The organism is Paenilisteria newyorkensis (assembly GCF_000766145.1).
Taxonomy (GTDB): domain Bacteria; phylum Bacillota; class Bacilli; order Lactobacillales; family Listeriaceae; genus Listeria_A; species Listeria_A newyorkensis.
Genome location: NZ_JNFB01000047.1, coordinates 77,206 through 90,124, shown reverse-complemented (window position 1 = coordinate 90,124; position 12,919 = coordinate 77,206). Strand labels below are relative to the sequence as shown.

The 12,919-nt window shown below is 43.2% G+C and carries 17 protein-coding genes; 7 read left to right on the top strand and 10 right to left on the bottom strand.

Translation table 11 applies throughout. The features are described 5' to 3' along the window. Positions 1–42: 42 nt before the first annotated feature. Positions 43–1,038: an NAD(P)/FAD-dependent oxidoreductase gene (locus tag EP58_RS16735; protein WP_036095180.1), complete on the top strand. Its 996-nt coding sequence runs from the start codon at positions 43–45 to the stop codon at positions 1,036–1,038. Positions 1,039–1,433: 395 nt separating this feature from the next. Beyond that, positions 1,434–2,060, top strand: coding sequence for an SDR family oxidoreductase (locus tag EP58_RS16730; protein ID WP_036095122.1), 627 nt, complete (start codon positions 1,434–1,436; stop codon positions 2,058–2,060). 54 nt (positions 2,061–2,114) lie between these two features. Here the strand turns inward: EP58_RS16730 and EP58_RS16725 are convergent, their stop codons facing one another. Together EP58_RS16725 and EP58_RS16720 are read right to left on the bottom strand one after the other, a co-directional pair. Next, positions 2,115–2,348, bottom strand: a complete 234-nt coding sequence (locus EP58_RS16725) for a YuzB family protein (protein ID WP_036095118.1) — start codon at positions 2,346–2,348, stop codon at positions 2,115–2,117. An 18-nt stretch (positions 2,349–2,366) separates the two neighbouring features. Continuing rightward, positions 2,367–2,690: a YuzD family protein gene (locus EP58_RS16720; RefSeq protein WP_036095115.1), complete on the bottom strand. Its 324-nt coding sequence runs from the start codon at positions 2,688–2,690 to the stop codon at positions 2,367–2,369. A gap of 604 nt (positions 2,691–3,294) precedes the next feature. Between EP58_RS16720 and EP58_RS16715 the strand changes: the two genes are divergently transcribed. Both EP58_RS16715 and EP58_RS16710 read left to right on the top strand, forming a co-directional pair. After that, positions 3,295–3,531, top strand: a complete 237-nt coding sequence (locus EP58_RS16715) for a NifU family protein (RefSeq protein WP_036095114.1) — start codon at positions 3,295–3,297, stop codon at positions 3,529–3,531. A 43-nt stretch (positions 3,532–3,574) separates the two neighbouring features. Continuing rightward, entirely contained in the window at positions 3,575–4,075 is a 501-nt protein-coding gene (locus EP58_RS16710) for a phosphatidylglycerophosphatase A family protein (protein ID WP_036095113.1), read from the top strand. A 27-nt stretch (positions 4,076–4,102) separates the two neighbouring features. Here EP58_RS16710 and EP58_RS16705 read toward each other — a convergent pair whose 3' ends face one another. From EP58_RS16705 to EP58_RS16690, 4 genes are all read right to left on the bottom strand, one after another. Beyond that, positions 4,103–5,410, bottom strand: coding sequence for a hemolysin family protein (locus EP58_RS16705; protein WP_036095111.1), 1,308 nt, complete (start codon positions 5,408–5,410; stop codon positions 4,103–4,105). A gap of 69 nt (positions 5,411–5,479) precedes the next feature. Beyond that, complete coding sequence (locus EP58_RS16700; protein WP_036095109.1) at positions 5,480–6,247, bottom strand: TIGR01457 family HAD-type hydrolase; 768 nt, start codon at positions 6,245–6,247, stop codon at positions 5,480–5,482. Between the two features lie 25 nt (positions 6,248–6,272). Continuing rightward, positions 6,273–6,548, bottom strand: coding sequence for a YutD family protein (locus tag EP58_RS16695; protein WP_036095107.1), 276 nt, complete (start codon positions 6,546–6,548; stop codon positions 6,273–6,275). A gap of 8 nt (positions 6,549–6,556) precedes the next feature. Next, a complete protein-coding gene (locus EP58_RS16690; RefSeq protein WP_036095178.1) occupies positions 6,557–7,924 on the bottom strand; it encodes a bifunctional metallophosphatase/5'-nucleotidase in 1,368 nt (455 codons plus the stop codon). A 152-nt stretch (positions 7,925–8,076) separates the two neighbouring features. Here EP58_RS16690 and EP58_RS16685 point away from each other — a divergent pair, with 152 nt between their 5' ends. Further along, positions 8,077–8,916, top strand: a complete 840-nt coding sequence (locus EP58_RS16685) for a sulfite exporter TauE/SafE family protein (protein WP_036095102.1) — start codon at positions 8,077–8,079, stop codon at positions 8,914–8,916. Beyond that, positions 8,917–9,291 (top strand): DUF1634 domain-containing protein, encoded by a 375-nt coding sequence (locus EP58_RS16680; RefSeq protein WP_036095101.1) that lies wholly within the window; start codon positions 8,917–8,919, stop codon positions 9,289–9,291. Between the two features lie 36 nt (positions 9,292–9,327). Here the strand turns inward: EP58_RS16680 and EP58_RS16675 are convergent, their stop codons facing one another. The 3 genes from EP58_RS16675 to EP58_RS16665 form a co-directional block, all read right to left on the bottom strand. Next, positions 9,328–9,681, bottom strand: coding sequence for a type II toxin-antitoxin system RelE/ParE family toxin (locus EP58_RS16675; RefSeq protein ID WP_036095100.1), 354 nt, complete (start codon positions 9,679–9,681; stop codon positions 9,328–9,330). Between the two features lie 354 nt (positions 9,682–10,035). Further along, complete coding sequence (locus EP58_RS16670) at positions 10,036–10,881, bottom strand: DUF72 domain-containing protein (RefSeq protein WP_036095098.1); 846 nt, start codon at positions 10,879–10,881, stop codon at positions 10,036–10,038. Between the two features lie 17 nt (positions 10,882–10,898). Further along, positions 10,899–11,303 (bottom strand): DUF6157 family protein, encoded by a 405-nt coding sequence (locus tag EP58_RS16665; RefSeq protein WP_036095096.1) that lies wholly within the window; start codon positions 11,301–11,303, stop codon positions 10,899–10,901. A gap of 56 nt (positions 11,304–11,359) precedes the next feature. Here EP58_RS16665 and EP58_RS16660 point away from each other — a divergent pair, with 56 nt between their 5' ends. Continuing rightward, positions 11,360–11,650, top strand: a complete 291-nt coding sequence (locus tag EP58_RS16660; protein ID WP_036095095.1) for an antibiotic biosynthesis monooxygenase family protein — start codon at positions 11,360–11,362, stop codon at positions 11,648–11,650. Positions 11,651–11,689: 39 nt separating this feature from the next. Here EP58_RS16660 and uvrC read toward each other — a convergent pair whose 3' ends face one another. Continuing rightward, positions 11,690–12,790 carry an excinuclease ABC subunit UvrC gene (uvrC, locus tag EP58_RS16655; protein WP_036095093.1) on the bottom strand — a complete coding sequence of 367 codons (1,101 nt, stop codon included), beginning with the start codon at positions 12,788–12,790 and terminating at the stop codon, positions 11,690–11,692. Between the last annotated feature and the right edge of the window lie 129 nt (positions 12,791–12,919).

Below are 12,919 nucleotides of genomic sequence, written 5' to 3'. Positions count from 1 at the left end.
ATGGTTTTATTCGAGAGAACATTTATTATGGGAGGTTTTTTTGTGGACGATCAAACAAAAATTTATGATATAACGATTATCGGTGGTGGGCCAGCTGGGCTATTCGCGGCTTTCTATGCAGGTATGCGAAAAGCGAACGTAAAAATTATCGAGAGCTTACCTCAACTAGGCGGACAGCTTTCCACGCTTTATCCCGAGAAATATATTTACGATATTCCAGGTTTCCCGAAGGTCCGCGCGCAAGAGTTGGTCAATAACTTGGTCGCTCAAATGAAACCTTTTGATCCGACGATTTGTCTGGAAGAAGCCGTTGCAAGCGTTGAGAAACAAGCAGATGGCACGTTTGAGATCAGCACGAATCAGGATACGCATTATAGTAAAGCGATTATTATTACAGCGGGCAACGGTGCTTTTCAGCCTCGCCGTTTAGAGCTGGACGACGCAATGCAATACGAAGGCAAAAATCTGCATTACTTCATCAATGACCTGAGCCGTTTTTCAGGACGCCGCGTAGCCGTTTGTGGTGGTGGTGATTCCGCAGTAGACTGGGCTTTAATGCTAGAGCCGATTGCAAAAGAAGTTTCGATTATTCATCGACGCAACGCTTTCCGTGCCCATGAACACAGCGTTGAGAAGTTAGAACAGTCCTCGATTACAATCAAAACACCATTCATCCCGACCGACATTATCGGTGATTCCGAGAATTTGACGCAGATCGTTTTAGAAGAAGTAAAAGGCGACCGGAAAGAAGTTCTTGAGATTGATGATTTCATCGTGAACTACGGTTTCGTTTCCTCTTTGGGGCCGATTAAAGAATGGGGACTTGATATCGAGCGCAATTCGATTGTTGTCAATTCCAAAATGGAGACGAACATTCCCGGCATTTATTCCGCAGGCGATGTTTGTACGTACGACGGCAAGGTAAAACTGATTGCAACAGGATTCGGCGAAGCACCGACCGCAGTGAACAATGCGATGAATTACATCGATCCAAAGTCCAGGGTACAACCGATGCACTCGAGCTCGATGTTTGACTGAAGTGCTGAGACAGCCCGTTAGCCTCGACAGAAATTGTTAGAGGGCGCAGTGAAAGTCCTCCTTTGACTTTTATGGAGGCCACGAAATTTCCGAGAGGCTGGCTGTTGAAGCTGGATCCGAAGACGCCAGACATAAACTCACAGCTAACTTTGACTGAAGTGCTGAAAGAGCCCATTTAGACTCGACAGAATGCAAGAAACGAATGCTGGCTCTTGAAGCAGGATTTGACTAAAGCGCTGAGACAGCCCGTTATGTTGATTCACTAAATCAGCAGGCAGTTGAACAAAGTGAAACTGCCTACCTTGACTTTTACGGAGGCCACAAAATCTCCGCAAACCTGACAACTATATTACTACTAAATCAAAGAAATCTAATCCTAGAAAGGAAGTTTTCAAATGAACATATTAGTAATAGGAGCCCATGGACAAATTGGAAAACAAACCGTCGAGCTACTGGCCAAAAATGCAAATTTTACTGTTGTAGCAATGATTCGCAAAGAAGAACAACGAGAAGCACTAGAACAACTTGGCGCAAAAGTAATCATTGCCGATTTAGAAAACGACTTTAGTTCAGCCTATAGCGGCATCGATACGGTTATTTTCTCTGCTGGATCTGGTGGACATACCGGCCCCGAAAAAACCATTGCCATCGATCAAAACGCAGCGATTAGAGCCGTCCAGTACGCGGAAAAACATGATATTTCCCATTTTATCATGGTTAGTTCTGTCGGTGCCGATCAACCAGAACAAGGCCCTGAATCACTCAGAAACTATCTCATTGCCAAAGGAAACGCTGATAAGGCGCTCCAACAAAGCCAGCTAAATTACACAATCATTCGTCCCGTCACGCTCACAAACGAACCCGCAACAACACGAATTAGCGAGCATACGACAGGTCACACAACCATTACACGAGCCGATGTTGCCCTTTTCCTAAGCACCATTGTCGATAACACCAAAACATACAAACAAACCTATACCATTCAAAACGGTGAAACACCAATAGATCACTTTATTAAATAAAAATAGGCTAGTTCCGAAGCGTCGCCACACTCTTTGGAACTAGCCTATTTCCTATTAAAAAGGATTATCCTCTAAAAACTGATAAATATTCGCGACCAAATCTGCCGGTGTCTCTCCTCGAACCACTTCCCCATCCACTAGTGCAAACATAGAGGAAGCACACAAATCACAGTACGTCAGACAGTCGTACTCAATCACATCAAGGCTCGCATCAGCATCTAATGTATCAAATGCCTCCTGCGCCCCCGAAGCTAAATTATTCACACAAAACTCAACAATCGGATTCATGATTTCCTCCAATCCAATTTACGCTGGTTGATAGCCACGATCCGTCATCATCGCATAGATATCCTTCAACCGCGGATTCCCCTCAGCGATGACATCACCATCAATCACAATCACAGGATACATATAATCCTCTTCCACGATCATCGTTGCAATCCGCTTCATCTCAGCTTCTTCCTGTGGCGCAAAAATATCGACATATTCCACTTGAAACGGTTGCTCCGGAAACTTACGACCTATCGCCGCCCTAAGCCATTCCTCCGTCTCCTTAGAAGATGGAGATCCAACACAGCTCGCACAAATATTCGACGACCCATAAACAAAAATTTTCGCTTCTTTTTCCATCTTTGCTCACCTCTCTTTTATTCTACAAAATATAGGCTCCAAAAGCGAGTAAACCGGTTTCTTAATTGAATTATAAAACTATTTCGATATGTAATTGTTGACACGCTATTCTGTCTATATTATACTTACAGATAGTTACTTTAATGCGTTCAAGTAGTACACTAAGAAATCTTATTTGTTTGTTACCGTGCTTAATCCACACGGTTAACATAAAAGTAACACTCCCTTTTTTAGTCAGATTTACCCATCTGACTATATAAACTTGCCCCGTCCCTTCTTGAGCCTTAGGGACGGGGCATTTTCATTTGTTGTGGGGCATATACTATGTAAATCGGCGGCAAGCGTTCGCATTTCAAATAAAATTTAGTCGTTTTACGAGCAAAGAAAACAATAAAAAATTTATGCAGTACAATTTTAAGTGCCCTCAAAAAGGCAAGTTATTTTTCATATTTTTATTAACAAATATTTCTATTATCAGTTTCACTGGTCACTTCTTTAAAACCTATCCTCCGCTTTGGACACTATCCCTTTCTTTTTTTTCTGATGCTGTTATAATAGGGGATATAAGTGAGAATTATTCACAGTTAGGAAGGAGTCGAATGCCATGAATAGCGAGATGTATGCGGAAGTGGATACTGCTCTTAAGAAATTTAGACCTTTTTTAGTCAGAGATGGCGGCGACTATGAGCTCGTTGAAGTGACGCCTGATGGTATTGTAAAAATTCGGTTATTAGGGGCTTGCGAAACGTGCCCAAGTTCAGATATGACGTTAAAAATGGGAATTGAACTCACTTTATCGGAAAAGGTAATGGGTTTTAAAGAGGTTGTTCAGGTTTTTTAAAAGGAAGCTTGTGCCGATTTTGTTTGAGTTGGGAGAGATAGAAATGGTTGAGAAGCAAAGTGAATTAGAGAAAAAAGCGCGGGAATGGCTCATAGAACGCGGGGTAACAATCGATGATATCGCCGACTTGGTACTATTTTTGCAAAAACAATATCATTCTGCGTTGAGTCTCGATATTTGTCGTGAGAATGTGGAGCGTGTGTTGCGTAAGCGTGAAGTCCAAAATGCGATTTTAACTGGAATTCAGCTTGATGTCTTGGCTGAGGAAGGAAAGCTCGTCCAACCGCTACAAAACATTATCAGTGCTGATGAAGGACTGTACGGCATGGATGAAATTCTAGCGCTGTCTATCGTCAATGTATACGGTTCTATCGGATTCACGAACTACGGCTATATTGATAAAGTGAAACCTGGTATTTTAGCGAAACTAAACGAACATGATGGTGTGCAGGTGCATACATTCCTTGATGACATCGTAGGCGCGATTGCTGCTGCGGCCGCGAGTCGATTAGCGCATAGTTATCATGATGATATCGTACAATAAAAATACAGAAGCATCGCCGGTCTGATTCTAGACTTGCGATGCTTCTTTGCTTATTTTCACAACTTCGACTTGGCGAATCGAATTCTTGTTCATGCTTTGAATCATGAAGCGCCAGCCACATTCCTCTAAAAAATCTCCCGTTTCCAGATCAAAACGTTGGTAAAGTAACCATCCTGAAAGCGTATGAACACCCGGACTGCTCAGCTCGATTCCAAGTTCTTCCTCAACAGATACCAATGGCTCGTTGCCCTCGATAATGAAATGGCCCTCAGCAATCTTCCTGACTCCCTTCGGCGATGTCGCCTCTTCCATATCCCCGACGATGATTTCCATCACATCTTCCAGCGTAACGAGCCCTGACGTCCCACCATATTCATCGGTCAAAACAACGAAAGACTGCCCTTCCTGCTGCATTTTGAACAGCAATTCCTGTAACTTCATCCCCTCAAAAACCTGCATAATCGGCGTCATAAATTCCTCGATCGGCTGATCTAAAATCGCTAAATCACGCCCTAGTCCTGCCATCACAACACTTACTTGCAACATCCCAACAATGTGATCCTTATCGCGCTCCTCTGTTACCGGAAAGATATGATACGTCTCTTGTGCCGTTAACTCGAGCAAATCACGAACCGAGTCCAACTTACTAATCGTAATCATTTTTGTCCGCGGAATCATCACTTCTTGCGCTGGAACATCGTCTAATTTAAAAATATTTTGCATGTAGCGAAACTCTTGTGGGTTCAGTAAACCTTGTTGGTAACTGTCATCCAGTACGATTTTTAGTTCCGTCGGCGTCATCCGGTCCATATCCTCGTCACCCGACTTCACGCCGAATAACCTCGTAATCAAGTTGGCCGAGTGGTTGAGTAGCCAGTTGAGCGGGAACGTTATATAATACCACCAAATCAGCGGGCGCGCAATGAATAATGCTACTTTTTCCGTGCTGTGGATCGTGAATGTTTTCGGCGCGAGTTCCCCTAAAACCACATTCAAAAACGTAATCAAAATAAAAGCCGTGAAAACCGCGATTGGTCCTTCGATCGAAGCTGGGATTGGCAGCATATCAAAAAGTGGCTGTAACCATCCGCGCATCGTTGCCTCACCGACCCACCCCATGGCAAGCGCTGCGAGTGTGTTTCCTAATTGGCAAGCCGCAAGATAATCGTTCATTTGTGCCGTCACTTGCTCCACATATTTCGCACGCGGATTCCCGCTCATCACAAGCTGCCGCACCGTGGGCTTTCTAATCGCAACAATCGCGAATTCGCTCGCTACAAAAAAAGCTGTCATCACGATTAAAAATATGACAAAAATATCATTAAATACCGCCATCCCAACATCGCTCCCCATTAAATAAGAAAAGACGGCACTTTCATTAAGTATCCGCCTTTTTTCGTATAATTATAATTCCCATTCCGATAATTTCATCACGCGGTGAATCGGTTGTACTTCTTTTGTCGCCAATTGTTCTGGTGAGGTAAAACCAGTATGCACGATCAATGTATCAATGCCATAGCGAATCCCAGCTAAAATATCGGTCTCATAATTATCGCCAACCATGATGACACGCTCTTTTTTCACACCGAGTTTCGCAATCGCTTGCTCCATGATAATCGCTTCCGGTTTTCCAATAAAGATTGGCTTCATGCCTGTAGCAATAGCCACGACGGACGTGATCGAACCATTTCCCGGCAACAAACCGCGCTCTGTCGGAATCGCCGCATCCCCGTTCGTCGAGATAAACATCGCACCCGCACGAACTGCCATTGTCGCCGTTGCCAGTTTCTCATAGTTGATGTCGCGGTCAATCCCCATCACCACAAAATCAGGGTTCTCCGCCGTCAATTCAAAACCAGCTTTCTCGATTTCGTGTCGTACACCCTCTTCGCCAATCAAGTAAACCGTCTTTTTCCGATCTGCCTGCTCCAGCATAAACTGAACCGTCGCCTGCGATGTTGTAAAAACTTGATTCGTCGTAGCGGGAATATCGAATTTGCGCAAAGTCGCCGCTACCTGTTCTGGCGTTTTTGACGAGTTATTCGTTACATATAAATACGGAATATGCGCCTGATCCAATTTCTCAATAAAGCCCTGCGCCTCTGGTATCGGCTCACTTCCAAGGTACATTGTCCCATCCAAATCAATTAAATAGCCATCATATTTCACTATCGCCCTACCTCTTTCTCATTTTCGCCTATTTCACTACTTTTTTAATCACAAAATATTTGCAGCCAAAATTGCAGTACTCATACAAATACTCTTTTAACGTGCTAATTTTCGTATCGTAGGTCGCTTTTCGATTATCGTCATCAAAAAAACCTTTCAAACGAAGCTGATCATAGCCCCAATCGCCGACAATATAATCGTAGCGCGCCAAAATATCGCTGTATCGTTCCGTCAAAGCCTCTTCATCAAAAGCATCCCGGTTATCCTCAATAATTTCATACGTCGTATTCTGAATCGTAATCATGGTTCCAGTCAACCTCCCTCACCGTATTTTTCTTTTAATTTCCATGTCATCACATCACGTAATAACTCTGGCGTGTAGACTTCTTTTCCAGCCACCCGTTTAATAATCGGGAAAAATGGCGCATAGACAAATGTATCGTGCGTCACAACACGGTATATTTTCTCCGGATCAATCACTGCACCGTCCCATAACACCATATCCAATTCCGCATCATAGGTCATTCGTTTCGTCAAAATAGTCCCGAAAACCTCGCCACGAAAACCGAAACCGCGCAACGGTATATCACGTAACTCCGCTTCTTTTTCCGCAATCTCATGAATCAAAACATCGAGCTCCACGCCCGTCATCGAAAGCACAATAAAGTTCAGCGGATGAGGCAACAACTGGTGAATATCGTACGCCGTCACAGTCCCCTTTGGCAAATCGGTCATATAAATACCCGCATTCGTCAAAAAAGTCTCTGCACCAGTCCACTCACAAGCCGCTTCATGAAAGAGCTCGGAAATCTCGGAGCTTTTAAACCAATTATGCGCTAGTTGATGCGGAAGTGCAACCACTTTCTGATCCAATTCAGCCTTACCTTTTTCTAGAAAAGTAGCTACTTGAAGCTCTTCATCCGCAGGCGCCGGCAAATCTGCCACTGTGTGCACTCGCGCCTGTTTTGACACTAATTTGCCAGTCACTTCATCAAAATCGAGCGTCACTTTGCCAACATATTCACCCCAGCGACCAGCTGCAGCCAACAACGCGCCTCCTACTTCTTTCCCATGTTCCAACAAATGATGCGTGTGCCCGCCTAAAATAAGATCGATTTCCGGTATTTCAGCTGCAATTTTTTCGTCTAAAGGCAAACCGAGATGGCTGAGCAAAATCGTAACGTCCGCCTCAATTTGACTGACTTCCCGTTTAATCGCTTGAATCGGTTCTTCAATTCCCCATCCGAGCGATTCATAATACTCCGTAAAGCAAGCAGTTGCCCCAATAATCGCAATTTTGATACCGTCACGCTCTATATAAAGATGCCCTTTTGCGAAGTGTGCGAGTTCCGTCTGTGCCTGATCTTCGTACACATTACAGCAAACAACCGGAAATTCTGCCCGATCATATAAGTGCGCCAATTCCTCATGCCCCAACGCCGCGCCTTCATTATTTCCAATCGTCACCGCATCATACGGCAAGCCATTCAACAAGTCTACATTGCCTTGCCCCATCGAACCTTCTGTAAAAGGATGCACGCGATCAATAAAATCACCAATATCAAAAAATAAATCATCCTGCGCCGCCAATCGCTTTTCATGTAAAAAAGCAAAGATACGCGGCCATTTTTCCAGATGACTATGAATATCATTTGTATGCCAAATCGTTAAACGTTTCATGATAAACATCCCCTTCTTTCGTCTCCTTCTATTGTAGCCTAAATGGTCGCTTTTGACACGTCACAAAACTGCTTTTGTTCCTTATGTCCCTTTTCAATTACTCTAAAAAGGCGTATGATGAACAGTATACAATAAAAAGGAGGTCTGATTCCTTGGATATCTATCAAATTTTTGCCCTTTTACTCATTGCTATTTTTGCGGGCGTGCTTGGTTCCGTGCTTGGTCTTGGGGGTGGGATTATTGTCACACCAGCGCTTACACTGCTGTTTGGCATCGATATTAAATATGCCATTGGCGCCAGTATTATTTCCGTTATCGCAACGAGTAGCGGCTCAGCCATCGCCTACATAAAAGATCGTATCACCAATTTACGCGTCGGTATGTTTCTCGAAATCGCGACCACGCTTGGCGCTATAACCGGGGCGTTTGTCGGCGGTCTTCTCTCTGCCACGGCGCTCTACATGATTTTCGGCTTCCTGCTTCTCTACTCAGCCATCACAATGATAAAAAAAGTTGGCTCCGAGTTTCCAACCAATGTAAAGCCCGACCCAATCGCGACAAAACTGCGACTTCACGATACGTATTACGATAAAGCATTGCGGCAACAAGTCGATTATGAGGTTGCTAACGTTCCCGCAGGATTCGGCGTCATGTACGGAGCTGGGATTGCCAGTGGTTTACTCGGCATCGGAAGTGGCGCTTTTAAAGTCATGGCACTAGACGTCTTCATGAAAATGCCACTCAAAGTTTCAAGCGCGACCAGTAACTTAATGATGGGCGTCACGGCCGCAGCCAGTGCCACCGTCTACTTGTTCCGTGGCGACATCGATCCCATGATTGCAGGCCCCGTCGCAATCGGTGTTCTCATCGGCGCAACTCTCGGTACCAGAATCATGCAACGCCTAAAAAGCAAAGTCATCCGTCTCGTATTTATTCCTGTTTTAATCTACGTAGCACTGCAGATGATTTTAGAAGGATTGGGGTGGATCTAAATGACCGATAAATCAACAACAGACGAAGAAATGCACCGCGTAGAAGCAGTTGTCAGTGGCCTATTACGAATCGGTGTCCTTCTGAGCGCCGCAATCATTCTCATTGGCCTGCTACTACTCCTATTTACAGGAGCGAGCGGCTATCCAGGAACAACCTATCCAACAACGCTAACAGCCATTTTTACAGGCATCGGCGAATTCAAGCCATACGCGATTATCATGTTTGGGCTCTTCTGCCTCATTTTAACACCAGTCTTACGCGTGGTGGTATCTCTCATCACCTTCTTAAAAGAAAAAGATTACCTGTATGTCGCTATAACCGCGATTGTCCTCATCATCCTAGCAATTAGCTTTCTAATCGGCACTACAGGCTAACAAAAACAGTAGTTGCGCTCTGATATTAGAGTCCAACTACTGTTTTTTATCGCTATAAACTGGTGCTTCTTCTCGAATAAGCACATCATAATTCTGCTCCTGCGCCAAAATTCGATGCAGCACCACTTTCTTCTCATCTGTCAGCACTTCATAAAAGACAAGATACGCCTTACCAATCTGAACTTTACGATATTCGCGGCAATACTTCGGATCTTGTAACACCATTCCCATCAAAGGAAAAGTGGTAAGCCTCGCCTCAACTTTAGCCAACCTCTCAAAAAACTTCTCTTTCTGGCTCTCACTGCAGTACTGATAGTCTAAAAAGTGCATAATAGCCGCCACATCTTCTTGAAAAGCATCTGACCATTCTAATGAAATACCATGGCTCATATACTATACCTGTTTACTATTGACTCTTAGCTTTGCCCAGCCAATACTCGAGGTAACCGTTCGATTATTTTGCTTATCATCCTGTGATTCTCTTAATTTATTCAAAATATCTAATTCATTGGAAACTATGATTCTGTCCAGTGTCGGAGGGATAGTGTGTGTGTTATTTTTTCTTGTCATTTGTGTCGCTCCTTTTCTTTTAGTCTCTCTATCATAACACATTATGTGTACTATCTGCAAACAATATCCTAAAGGAGTGAAAATAGCTTTTTACATAGGAACAAGCTATTTTTTTCAGCTATTTAAATGTCTAAAAAATAAAAAGAAGGGGTAAAAAGAATCCCCTCCAAAAAATCATATATCAAATAAATTCATCTGCATTGGTGCAAGTCCTTCATAAGAGATATCTAACGCTTTTTGCAGTTGTTTCGCATTGTCGGCTGCATCTCCACCAGAATTATTATTAAAAATCACAATAACTTCTTTTGAATGTTTCTGTAAGTGTCTAATATTCTCTGCCCAATAATTGATTTCCTCGTCATTGTAACGGTAAAGCGTCCTAACTTCGCGCCATTCAGGACTATTTGCTTTCATCCAGCCCGCGCTGTTCCTACCATGCAAACGCACTAGTGTCATCGCTTCATTTGTCGCTCGTAGTACAATCGGAACGCTCCCATTCCCAACTTGTGGCTCATCCACAACTGTATGAATAAAACCCAAATCTTTTAACAAAGCCAGCGTTTGCGGTTCATTCGTCTCCGTGTACCAAGTCTTATTCCGAAATTCAATAGCAAGCGGCAAGTCTCCCATTTTTTCACGAACAGCTCGTAAATAGGTCACGTTTTCTTTCGTACAACCAAAATACGGCGGAAATTGAAACAAGATTGCCTTTAACCTTCCAGATTCACTCATCGGCGCAATCGCATCCATAAAACGGCGATACATCTCTGTCTCCGAATCATAATACTGCTGCCACTCTTTATGCTTCGTCATCGCCTGAAAAGCCTTCACAACAAAGGTAAACTCTTCCGGCGTCCGCTCGATCCATCGTTCCGTCGTAAGCGGTGAAGGAATAGCATAAAAACTCGTATCCACCTCCACCATCGGAAAATTGCCCGCGTAATCCTCTAATTTATGTTTACTCGTACTGGAATATAATGTAGCGTGATCACTCCACCCCGTAAGCCCAATCGTTATCATCGCAAAACTACCCCTCTCTACCGTTTAGATTTCATTGCTCGCGTAATCGTCAAACCTTCCTGATTCGCAAAATTTCGGTATTCTGGACTATCCATCGCCACTAACTTCACATACCCATCTTGATTAAAATGTAGCCCCCAACCGTATCGTTTTCCCAGTGGTGACGTCCGCATACACGCTTGACTCTTCCCAAAAAAAGCAGCTCTTTCCGATTCACGCGCCTCCTCAGGAATATTTTTATGCAACATATGCGTCTCAAAAAGCACTTCTTCTTGCGTATATTTATAATCATGCCCATTTAAGAGTTCAAACTGAATCTCACCAACCGTTTTATTTTGGCGCTTACCGTTCGGAATTTCACCATGATCCGCTCTAGTATCTTCTGCAACCAGAATAAACGTATTATAATAATTCAAATTCATTTTTCGCACCTACTTCTCATTTTTATTGTACAATAGCAAAAAGGAGGAACGCCATTATGATTTTAGAAAGCGCTCTACTTCAAGTCACACAAGGCGACACGACGGCGTTCGAGAAAGATTTCGCCACTGCATCAAAAATTATCAGCGCCATGCCAGGTTACATTAGCCATGAACTGCATAAATGCCTCGAGGATTCTACCGATTATTTGCTTCTCGTTCAGCGGAAAACCTTAGAGGCCCACACAGAAGGCTTTCGAAAGTCGGATGCCTACGAAAACTGGAAAACGTTGCTCCACCACTATTATAACCCTTTCCCCAAAGTGAAGCACTTTACACGAATTATTTAATACTAAAAACCCGAGGACACAGCACCCTCAAGTTTAGCTTCATATCATGGGTTCATTTTTGTCATTGGCGTAATGAAGCATTTTAAAATGAGCATCTAACACCGTCTGCGCGTCTTTTTGTAGTCGCTCTAGCAGTATTTTTTTATCGCCTTTTTTCGGTACTCGCACTTTTATGTCTAAAGATTGTGCTAATAATTTGGCGTCTAATTGTTCTGGAACTAGTAATTCTTTTGGCGGCAGATGATTCGGATCGTTGTAAAAAGCCATGAGAAAGCTTTCTATCATTTCGTTTACTTCGCCGACAAACTCAAAAACTTTAGAATTCCGTCCAACAATAGCTCCATTTCGGACAAAAATCAGCTGAATCGCGCAAAACTGCTCATGCTCGACAAATTGCATCAGATCACGATGCCCAACATCGCGCGTCCATACTTTCTGTTTTTCTGTCACGCGCTCTAAAACATGCAATAATTCGTGGCTTTCTTTCGCGCGCTCAAATTCCAAATTGTCCATTTGACGCTGCATTCGAGCTTCAAGTTCGCGTCTTACATCACGATACCCACCATTTAAGAAATCTGTAACATTGTTAATCTGCACCTCGTATTCTTCTTTTGAAACTTCCCGCGCACATGGCCCGATGCACATCCCGATATGGTAGTAAAAACAGGGACGACCTCTTTTTCCATTGCAATGGCATAATGGATAGATTTTTTGCAATAATTCCAACGTTTCCTCTGCCTTATAGCGACTGGCGTAGGGACCAAAATAAAGCGCGCCGTCCTTCGCTATTTCTTTTGTCAATTCGAGATGTGGATTTTTTTCATTCGTTATTTTGAGGTAGATGTATTGGATTTCGTCTTTTAACATGACATTAAATGGCGGTTGATACTTCATAATAAGCGTCATCTCGAGCATTAAAGCCTCTTGTTCCGTCTCTGTGATAATCAGCTCAAGATCGTGGATATTATGAACTAAACGCGCCGTCTTTCCCATCTGTTTTTTCGTAAAATAGGATTTCACACGCTGTTTTAGATTTTTCGACTTACCTATATATAAAATTTCACCTTTTTTATCCCGGTATATGTAGCAACCAGGTAGTTCAGGTAATGTTTTTAATTTTTGTTTTAAGGTTGTTTCCACGACTACACCTCCGAGACGTACGTTGACACTTTTATTTTAGACTTTGCCAGAGTTTTTGTAAAGCTTACTTGGATATACGAAAACAAAGCCTATTTCAAAAATAGACTTTGCGATTATTATTTATATGGA